The 9,469-nt window shown below is 32.8% G+C and carries 11 protein-coding genes; 1 reads left to right on the top strand and 10 read right to left on the bottom strand.

The genetic code is table 11. From position 1 onward, the window contains the following. Positions 1 to 811 precede the first annotated feature (811 nt). Entirely contained in the window at positions 812 to 1,984 is a 1,173-nt protein-coding gene (locus KQI42_RS16370; RefSeq protein WP_216521297.1) for a YgeY family selenium metabolism-linked hydrolase, read from the bottom strand. A gap of 21 nt (positions 1,985 to 2,005) precedes the next feature. Next, complete coding sequence (locus KQI42_RS16365) at positions 2,006 to 3,196, bottom strand: diaminopropionate ammonia-lyase (protein WP_216521296.1); 1,191 nt, start codon at positions 3,194 to 3,196, stop codon at positions 2,006 to 2,008. Positions 3,197 to 3,397: 201 nt separating this feature from the next. Here KQI42_RS16365 and KQI42_RS16360 point away from each other — a divergent pair, with 201 nt between their 5' ends. Continuing rightward, complete coding sequence (locus KQI42_RS16360) at positions 3,398 to 4,228, top strand: AraC family transcriptional regulator (protein ID WP_216521295.1); 831 nt, start codon at positions 3,398 to 3,400, stop codon at positions 4,226 to 4,228. Positions 4,229 to 4,719: 491 nt separating this feature from the next. Here KQI42_RS16360 and KQI42_RS16355 read toward each other — a convergent pair whose 3' ends face one another. The 8 genes from KQI42_RS16355 to KQI42_RS16325 all read right to left on the bottom strand — a co-directional run bounded on the left by KQI42_RS16355 (position 4,720) and on the right by KQI42_RS16325 (position 9,337). Next, positions 4,720 to 5,187, bottom strand: coding sequence for a hypothetical protein (locus KQI42_RS16355; RefSeq protein WP_216521294.1), 468 nt, complete (start codon positions 5,185 to 5,187; stop codon positions 4,720 to 4,722). A gap of 14 nt (positions 5,188 to 5,201) precedes the next feature. Continuing rightward, on the bottom strand, positions 5,202 to 5,978 hold the full coding sequence (locus tag KQI42_RS16350; protein ID WP_216521293.1) for a CPBP family glutamic-type intramembrane protease: 777 nt from the start codon (positions 5,976 to 5,978) through the stop codon (positions 5,202 to 5,204). Positions 5,979 to 5,981: 3 nt separating this feature from the next. Beyond that, complete coding sequence (locus tag KQI42_RS16345) at positions 5,982 to 6,533, bottom strand: PadR family transcriptional regulator (RefSeq protein ID WP_216521292.1); 552 nt, start codon at positions 6,531 to 6,533, stop codon at positions 5,982 to 5,984. A 401-nt stretch (positions 6,534 to 6,934) separates the two neighbouring features. Next, positions 6,935 to 7,828 carry a 4Fe-4S binding protein gene (locus KQI42_RS16340; protein ID WP_216521291.1) on the bottom strand — a complete coding sequence of 298 codons (894 nt, stop codon included), beginning with the start codon at positions 7,826 to 7,828 and terminating at the stop codon, positions 6,935 to 6,937. Continuing rightward, complete coding sequence (locus KQI42_RS21490; protein ID WP_281420487.1) at positions 7,828 to 7,962, bottom strand: CD1871A family CXXC motif-containing protein; 135 nt, start codon at positions 7,960 to 7,962, stop codon at positions 7,828 to 7,830. The genes KQI42_RS16340 and KQI42_RS21490 overlap by 1 nt, the downstream gene beginning before the upstream one ends. A gap of 38 nt (positions 7,963 to 8,000) precedes the next feature. Then, entirely contained in the window at positions 8,001 to 8,612 is a 612-nt protein-coding gene (locus tag KQI42_RS21485; protein ID WP_216521290.1) for a TlpA family protein disulfide reductase, read from the bottom strand. Between the two features lie 2 nt (positions 8,613 to 8,614). After that, a complete protein-coding gene (locus KQI42_RS16330; RefSeq protein WP_216521289.1) occupies positions 8,615 to 8,821 on the bottom strand; it encodes a helix-turn-helix domain-containing protein in 207 nt (68 codons plus the stop codon). 24 nt (positions 8,822 to 8,845) lie between these two features. Next, positions 8,846 to 9,337 (bottom strand): DUF2975 domain-containing protein, encoded by a 492-nt coding sequence (locus tag KQI42_RS16325; RefSeq protein WP_216521288.1) that lies wholly within the window; start codon positions 9,335 to 9,337, stop codon positions 8,846 to 8,848. Positions 9,338 to 9,469 lie beyond the last annotated feature (132 nt).

Here is a 9,469-nt window from a genome sequence, read left to right as displayed (position 1 = left end):
ATACATATTTTTGCTTAAAAAGCATAACTCTCTTAAAGCTAAATATTCACCTTTAGACAAATGTTTAAGCTGTTGTTTTTGAACACCAAACAAAACTTCTTTAGTAGGCTTTTGGGGCATTTAAATCCTCCTTTCTTAGAAAATTATAGTAATATTATAGTATAGTAGTCATGATTTTACAATAAATGCTATTATTTATGCAATCTAATAAAAGAAAAAACTTAGCTTTAGCTAAGTAAAAATTCACCACCCACCTATAGAGGATGGGTATACTCTTTTTGAAAAAAGATAGATATTATAAATAAAAATAGTAGAAACCACTGCAAAAGCAATATTTAAATACATACCTGTATGTCCTATTTTATTAACTAAAGTATGTCCGCATTCTATTGGTTAGCTTCACAACAATTCCAATGTAGATTTTGATAAGAAGATGATACTGATATGCTACATATAATGATTTCTTACATATCAGAATTATAAATAGAAATATTTCCTCCATACGGTTTTTTCACTTGCAAATATTTTTTATCATTTTTACAAGTAATTTGTGCTATATTTCTGCCTGTTAATAAAAAATTCCCTCAGAATATCAATCTGAGTGAATATAAGCACACTTAAATTTTTACTTAAAATCTTATATATCTTTACCATAAGGCTATTTTTTATCAATACAATGTGCTTTGAACCTATATCAATATAATAGATACATATTCTAGAACAAATTTTATGATCCCCTCCTAGCATTATCTTCCCATTGCTGGGAAATAATACAACCAAGAGAGTGTGCACTAATCCCCTTTTTTCTAGTTTACAGTTTAAGCGGTAACAGGGAAAAGAATTGACATGCAAGTATTAAATCAGAAATAGGACAATATTCGTTTGCCATATGTGCCATTTTTTCAATACCTGCTCCAAACCCTATGGTTGGTATTCCTAACTTAGCGGAAGCGACGCCATTGGTTGAAAAGTCCCATTTATATGGTTTTGGATATTCGCCGAACACTTCCTGATATGTTTGAAAACAGCTTTGAGCCAGAGGATGCTCTTTCTTGATTTCCCAGGCTGGTAGATAAGAATGCAGCACAATGTCCTCTCCAGTATAGCTTTCTCCAATTGCATCATAGATTTCCCAATCAGCATCAATGTCACCGATTAGCGAATCCATTTCCTTTCCAATGGATTCTTCGGTTTCATGTAAACAAATGCGACGGTCGATGTAAATTGTACAACTTCCCGGCACTGCATTCATGGAAGCAGATGTGCTTTCAATTTTAGTAAGTGCTATGGAAGGACGTTCCAACGGCATTGCCATATACTTTTTACCGAGTTCTTCAATACGTTCGATGATTTTTGCCGCTTTATATACTGCGTTATCTCCTTTTTCAGGAGCCGCACCGTGAGAAGAGGTACCTTTTACATTAATTTTATAAATGGCTCTTCCTGAATGCCCCATGGAGATATTGAGATGAGTTGGCTCACAAATAACAACATAATCCGGCTTCAGATTATTGTCCACAATGGCATGATATAACCCTTCTCCATCGTAATCTTCTTCCATAACAGAACCGCAGATAAAAATCGTTTTTCCCTCCGCCAAACCGAGTTTTTTCATAATATGTCCAGCATAAACTGCGGAAGCAAAAGAACCTTTCATATCAGAGGAACCTCTTCCATACAGCTTACCATCTTCAATATCTCCACTATAAGGTCCATGAACCCACTTGTCTGCATCGTTGACATCTACATGATCTATATGGGAGTCAAATAGCAACTTTACCGGTCCATTTCCAATTATGCCTATAATGTTTCCTACTTTGTCGATGATAATATCATCATAGTCCAATTTTTCCATTTCCTGTTTTACACGTTGTACTATATTTCCTTCTTGACCAGTTCTGCTTTCGATCCGAACTAAGTCTTGGGCAAAGGATATTAATTGACTTTCTAAAGAATCGATCATTTCCCGTATTTTTTGATTCATAAGAATTCTCCTTTTCATTTTTTATTGATTTATAATGATTTCATATGCTTCTGGATCTGTATCTCCTTCTGTGTTGAATATGAGAATAGTTGAATCCTCGTTTAAATTGAGCAATTGCTTATAGTAACTTAAACTATCATCCTTACACAAAGATGCAAGAAGCCCTAACCCAACTGCACCTGATTCACCAGATATCACTTTTGCGTCATTGCCGACAGGATGAGCAAGTGTTTTCATGCCGCATTCTGTTACCCAATCTGGACAACTGGCATAAAAGGAAGCATAGTCTCTTAAAATCGGCCATGTAAATGGGTTGGGTTCACCACAATTTAATCCAGCCATAATGGTTTTCGGATTTCCACCAATTGCTTGGGGTTTTCCATTGCCACCCCTAACTGATTCATAGATACAAGCAACAGTAGAAGGCTCCACAATCGTCGTGATTGGCGGCCTCTTTTGATAATAATGTGTCAGATACCCAAGAACACTTCCTGCCATAGATCCAACCCCTGCTTGAAGAAATACATGGGAAGGTTTTTCAATTTGGTATTCGGATAATTGCGCAATGGCTTCAGATACCATAGTTGTATAACCCTGAGTGATATGACTCGGTATCTCTTCATAACCTGCAAATCCTGTATCCTGTACTAAACAATATCCATGTTTCTTTGCATAGTCATAGGCAAATCGCACCGTATCATTGTAGTTCAAATCGGTAATTTGTACTTGGGTATTATTAATGCTTCTTATAGCCTCTGCACGACATTCTTTAGAGCCCTTCGGCATGTAGACAATTGCTTTACAGCCGAAGATAGATGCAGCCCATGCTACTCCTCTTCCATGGTTGCCATCTGTTGCTGTGACAAATACCAAATGATTAATTTTATTCCGAATAGTTTCAGATGTAAGAAAGGAATAATCTAGGCAGTTTTCATCTAAATTCATAATCTTGGAGATAATCTTTGCAATAGCATAAGTAGCTCCTAAACCTTTAAATGCATTTAATCCAAATCGATGTGATTCATCTTTGATAAAAATTTTCTGCACACCTAATTTGCTGGCGAGACTAGGAAGTTCAACCAATGGAGTCTTTTGATACCTCGGTATAGAAAGATGAAATCTTGCTACCGCTTCAGCTGCTTCAATTGATAATAAATTTGATAATTCATCGCTGTACTTTTTTCCTTTAACAATCGAAATACTGGATGCCATTTTATTAACACCTCCTTTTTTACATTGAAAATCTTTACATCTATTATATAATTATATTGATATCTAAATTTAATTTCTATATAAATATTGATTAAAAATATCGTTATATTGATCTAAGGGAGTGAAACTATGCAGATAAGAGATATACAAATTGACGAGAATCATAAAGAGACAACGCTGCACGGCAGCTATGATTTTCCGATGGCTGTTTACGTGAATCAGCTAGATAAGAATGTTCTGGGATTCATTAACTGGCATTGGCACGAAGAAATTCAGTTTTCGCTGGTTACAAAAGGAGAAGTGGAGTTTTTAGTTAATCAGAATGTATATACATTAAAAGAAGGCCAGGGGATTTTTATCAATAGTGAGTGTCTCCATATGTCAAAACCGGTTGCAAATCCTGATAGCACGTATATATGCATAAATGTGGACCCTAAGCTGCTTACATTCTTTCCTGGAAGTGCCCTCGAACAAAAGTATGTGAAACCTTTTTTAAAGTCACACACTCATTCTATGATCGTGATGAAAAGCGATGTAGAATGGCAGAATAAAATATTAAACAAAATTAATACAATCTATGACCTCTATTCCCAAAAAGCATATGGTTATGAACTTGACATATGTATAGAACTAGCAGCTATGTGGAAGCTGCTTATTACGAATCAAAACAAAACAATAACGGAAGAAAATTTCAATAAATATATTGATCAACAGAGAATCAAGACCATAATGAGTTACATTCATGAACATTATATGGAAAAGATTACTCTTCAAGAAATCGCATCCGTAGTTCATATCAGCAAAGGTGAATGCTGTCGCTCTTTCAAGCGTATAGTAAAATGTACTGTATTCGAATATATTCTCAATTATCGAATTAATAAGAGCATAGAATTGCTGCGAATTACAGATATGACTATAAGCCAAATAGCAGATCTTACGGGATTTGGAAGTGCCAGCTATTATATAGAAAGTTTTAAAAAGAAAGTTTCATGTACACCTAAAGAATATAGAAAAAGTATAATGGGAAAGTAGCGAGATTAGATTGGATAACTGCTCTTTTATTCATCCCTACCGCTTTGCTGTTGTTTTCATCCTCTATAACAAATTGGTAGGATATTCTCGGAATCCTCTAAAGTTACATTTCAAAGACTTTCCAAATATAAGGCACATAGTTAATGTAAATACAAGACAGCAAACAAAATAACTGATGCCACCCAGCTTCCTACATGGACTACAAGTAATAATCAAGAACCAAAATCACTTTTTAGTTCTTGCACAAGCTCTATAAATCACTGTTCAGCTTGAGATTTATCCTTCATTTAAATAAATCCAGGTCTCATACATTTGCAACTATTTCATATATACATTGAACCCCTTTATGAGCTGTAATATTACTTATATCAATTTTTTTGAGTTCGTCAATTTACTTTCGTAGCATAATGTTGCAAGATTAAACAATTAAAAGATATTCTTTATTGATAATCCAAATGCCTTTAGGGCTTCTAAGTTAAGAGTATATAATCTCAATATATCTCAATTTCACCATCAAAGTTTTCAGCTTTTTCTAACAACGGTCCTTTTGCCCCCATTGTAAAGGCTATATTACTACTCCGTATTGAAAGTAGTTTATGACCTATATTAATTTCTAGAGTATTCATCATATCTGAAGTAAATTGGATTTTACCATTAGTTGATATACTTAACCAGCAATACAATCTACCTTTATACTTTACAAATTTTCCTTGCGGCAATTCATAGTTACAAAGCTGTGCTGTATCTTTAAGGATATTTCCAATTTTAGAGTCGTAGAGCATTCCTTTTCGTGTTACTACAAAACCACCAGTTGTTTTACTTCCAGAGATAAGAAATACTTTTCCCTCTGAAGTTATATCATATTCTTCGATTGCTTGTGTAGGAAATTGTATGCTTAAATTATCTCTTAAAATTGATATTCCAAATATAAATTTCCCACCTTTATTCATTTGAGGCATTCAGCCACCTCCCATTATATAGATTGTCTGCTATTTGTGTTTAGTATTTGTTCTTTATACTTATTTCTAAAATATAATGATATTGCAACCATGATTAAAATTATTGCAATTCCAACGATTAGTGAAGTTGTTCCTAAAAGAGCTTCTCCTGCTGTTGAATTCACTAGAACGTCCCATATCGCCCCAACTCCCCAAAAGAATGGAAATATAATAAATAAATTTCTTGTGATATAAAATACGGAAATATACATTATTCCAACAAAAAATAACTTTAAAAATTCAGGCTGAAATCCAGTGTGATGAAGACTATAAAAAGCTGCCGTAATAATTATTGAAGGAACAATTCCAAATGCCCTTTCAAAATAGTTTCTTAAAAATCCATAGATAAAAACCATTTCAAAAATACCAGCTGCAATTATGTAGACTATCGCACATAATGTTCCATAATTAAATACGATCTTTTCTCCATCCTTCATAAAAACTGTAAGAAGACCTGCACCAAAACCTACATTTAATACAAGACTTAAAGTAAGTTTCTTTTTGGTAATCCCAAGAACTGAAATGCTCTCTTTTTTAACAATAATCACATAATAAAGTACAAACCAGAAACCTATAAATAGTATCATTAATACATCACGTAGAAATATAGACATAATTTCATTTAAAATCGTTTGTTCTTGAAAAAACAGCATTAATGAACTAAAAAAAATTACGACTATTCCGCTGATAAAAGCAACAATAGTGTCTTTTGAAAGTTCAAATTTAAAACATTTTTTTAAAAAAGGTTTCATAAATTATTCTCTCTTCTCTATATTATTAGAATTTAAAATTTCTAGCATTTTTTTAACACTATCAATCTCCACTAATACAATATTTTTCATTCTAATTATATTTTCAATATGCCTTACAGATAATCCAGTTCTCTGCTTGCTTTTTATGCTGTTTTCAATTCCCGGTAAATATTCTTGAAGCATTTGTAGCCTTGAGTAAAAAAGTTGTACTTGTTCAAAACTACTAAAAATATTAATATAGGTAACAGCTATAGAATAAATAGTTGTATCATAATCCATAGTCATAAAAACTTCTTTTATGGAAGATTTTAATTCATCTTTACCTAATTGACTAATACTATAAACAGTTCTTTCGGGCATATTGCTTTTTCTTTCTGCCTTACCACTTACTAATTTCCTTTTTTCAAGACTCTTGATTGTTGAATATACTGTGGAATCTGATATATTAAACCACCATTTGACATTCATACAATCAAGCATCTTGGTAATCTCATATGCACCTTTAGGTCCCTCACTTATCATTCCCAAAAGTAACATGGCTGGTTTTGCTAACATGTTTCCCCACTCCTTTTAACATAAACTACTTTATATATAAAGTAGTTTATGTTAAAAGGAGCCATTTGTCAACACTATTTTGTAAGAAACAAGTTGCCTTTAGCATAGGAAAAATAGTATAATTATGTGAATTCATACTCTTAAATAGGATTGGATCGCTTCAAAAGGATTAATTGCATATAACTAAAAATATATCTCTCATAAATCTTACAAGCATTATTTTCATTCATTTCTATTCTGCGAATCAGACAATAAAAAAAGAGACTGTATTTTTCAGTAACGAAAACACAGTCTCATAATTTTTTACTGGATATCAGATTTATTGAACTGCTTTTTGTTTATAAAAAACAAAGGCATCGAAATTTTTTCATCTCAATGCCTTTGTTTTTTCTTTATTACTTTTATTGATAAGATGTATGCTCATTTTCTTTGGTAACTCTTACTGTGCCTTTTAAACAAACTCCTGATGTTATTGCACCCTTCGGGCAGGCTTTTTTACACTCTCCACAACGAATACATTCCATCGAATTAATATCTTTTGTTATCTTAACATTCATCTTACACTGCTTTTCACAAGTTTTACAGCCGTTGCATTTTAGTTTATCCACATTCATTTGATAAAAGCTAAACTTGTTGAAAAGTGAATAAAATGCGCCAAGAGGACAGATGTACTTGCAAAAAGGTCTATATATAAATATTGAAGCAACGATTATCAGTACTAATATCCCCATTTTCCAATTAAACAAAAATCCAATTGTTTCTCTTAAAGGTTCATTTTTAATGAGTAACGGGATACCGCCCTCCAGCGTTCCTGCCGGACAAATCCATTGGCAGAAATAAGGCTGTGCCATACCATATTGATTGGTTAGAAAAATTGGTAATAGAATAACAGGAATTAAAAGCATAGCATATTTTAAATATCGAAGTGGCTTGTCTATCTTCTTCGGAACCTTGGTTTTTGGTGACTTAATTTTATGAAGCAAATCCTGTAAAAATCCAAACGGACATAGAAAACCACAAACAAATCTTCCAAGAAGCACTCCAAACAGCATAATAAATCCTAATACATAAAATGAAAAATTATGCTTCCTCCCTCCTAAAACTGCTTGCAAAGAACCAATAGGACAAGATCCGATAGCACCAGGACAGGAATAACAATTCAGTCCCGGCACACAAATAAATTTTGAGTTACCTGCAAATATTTTACCTTTCATAAATCCAGCGATATATCCATTTGTAATAATCGTTGTAATGGTTTGAATGATATGCCGTTTGCTTATTTTTAGTTTATCCATTATCCGATACCTATGCATTCAAGGCAAATATTGACTGCTTTTTTCAATACTACCAAATGCTCTCCACGAAGAATGCCTATCCCAATAAATAAAAAGGAGAAAATCAGGAGAGTATATCGTATGTTTAATTTCATCGATTCTATTTTTTTCATCGTAGTTTATTCACTCCTGTTTATTTTGATTTTTCAACCTGTTCTAATCTATCAAGAATTGCTTGTCTATAATCATCTTCAGTTCGGCCACCGAAGTGTGGTTGTCCGACTATTTTACCATTTGAATCTACAAAGATAGTGGTCGGAAAAAGATTTGCTCTGTCAGTCAATGCTTTTTGCAACACAGCATCTGGAATTAAGGTCAAGAACTTGGCATCCGCATCACTCATAACTTTTGTAGCAAATTCTACAGCATCCTTGTCATCAACAGTATCAACACAGATTGAGATAATATTACTATCTTTAGGTCTGTTATCGTAAAGTTTTGCAATATCTGGCATTTCAGCAATACATGGACTACAGTTTGTTGTCCAAAGGTTTATCATTGTTATTTTATAGTCTTTAAAATAGTCGGATGTTACTTTCTCTCCTGTAATTGAAACTGTATCAAATCCAGTCAAATCCACATTCTCATATAGCTTACTCTGCTGTTCATTTCGCTTTATTACTTCCTCATCTGTTAAAACTATCGGGTCACTGGGCCCTTTAATAAGTAAGATAACTATGCCTATAATTGCAATGATTAATATTGCACCTATTATTTTAAAGATCATTTTAGATATTTTTCTCACAATTAAACATCCTCTCTGTATTCCAAAATATCACCTGGCTGGCAATCAAGTATTCTACACAATGCATCTAGGGTAGTAAACCTAACAGCCTTAGCTTTTTGATTTTTAAAATTAGAAACATTTGCCATGGTCATACCAAGTTTTTCGGATAACTCAGTAAGTGACATTTTACGTTTTGCCATCATAACGTCTAAGTTGACAACTATCATATAATTACACCTCCAATTATCCAATTAAAAAGTAAGGTCTACTTCTTCTTTTATCTCTGCTGCTTTTTTAAAAATTTTTGACATAAGTAATGAGAGAAATCCTGCTGTTATAGAGACAAAAGGAACTATAATTGAAGGAATTATCGTTAGTGCATACAAAAATAAGTCACAGCTAAAATAGAGGAACAGTTCTGCCAATATAAAAAGTACCGCCTCACTAAATCCACAGATTGCGATTATTTGAAATTCCTTTGCAATTTCAGGTGAAAAAGAATTTTCTGAGCAAAGCAGTCTACAAATGGATTTTAATTTAAATAGTGCTATAAGATATGGGATTGCACAGATATAGATACATCCTGTCAATATCATCACCATATTAGAACCTAATAGTTCCCTATTTGAAACTTTCAAAAATGCTGTAATCACAAGTGGTGTGGCTATAAGTGCAAGAATCGTTAAAGTAATTCCCACGATCACAATCCCATTTAATAATTTTGAACTTATTCTTTCTTTCATAAATATTACCTCGCCTTAATATATTTTTGTTTGTTAACCACTTTAATATTATATATCACGAGTTGAACAATTTCAATATTTTTTATTGTTATTCTTTGTATATTTATCGTTATTCTTTATATATTTGTTGTT

Origin of the sequence: Tissierella simiarum, assembly GCF_018917865.1 — a bacterium.
GTDB classification, from domain to species: Bacteria; Bacillota; Clostridia; order Tissierellales; family Tissierellaceae; genus Tissierella_C; species Tissierella_C simiarum.
Note: the sequence above shows the minus strand (reverse complement) of the source record. Positions and strands in the feature narration are given on the sequence as shown.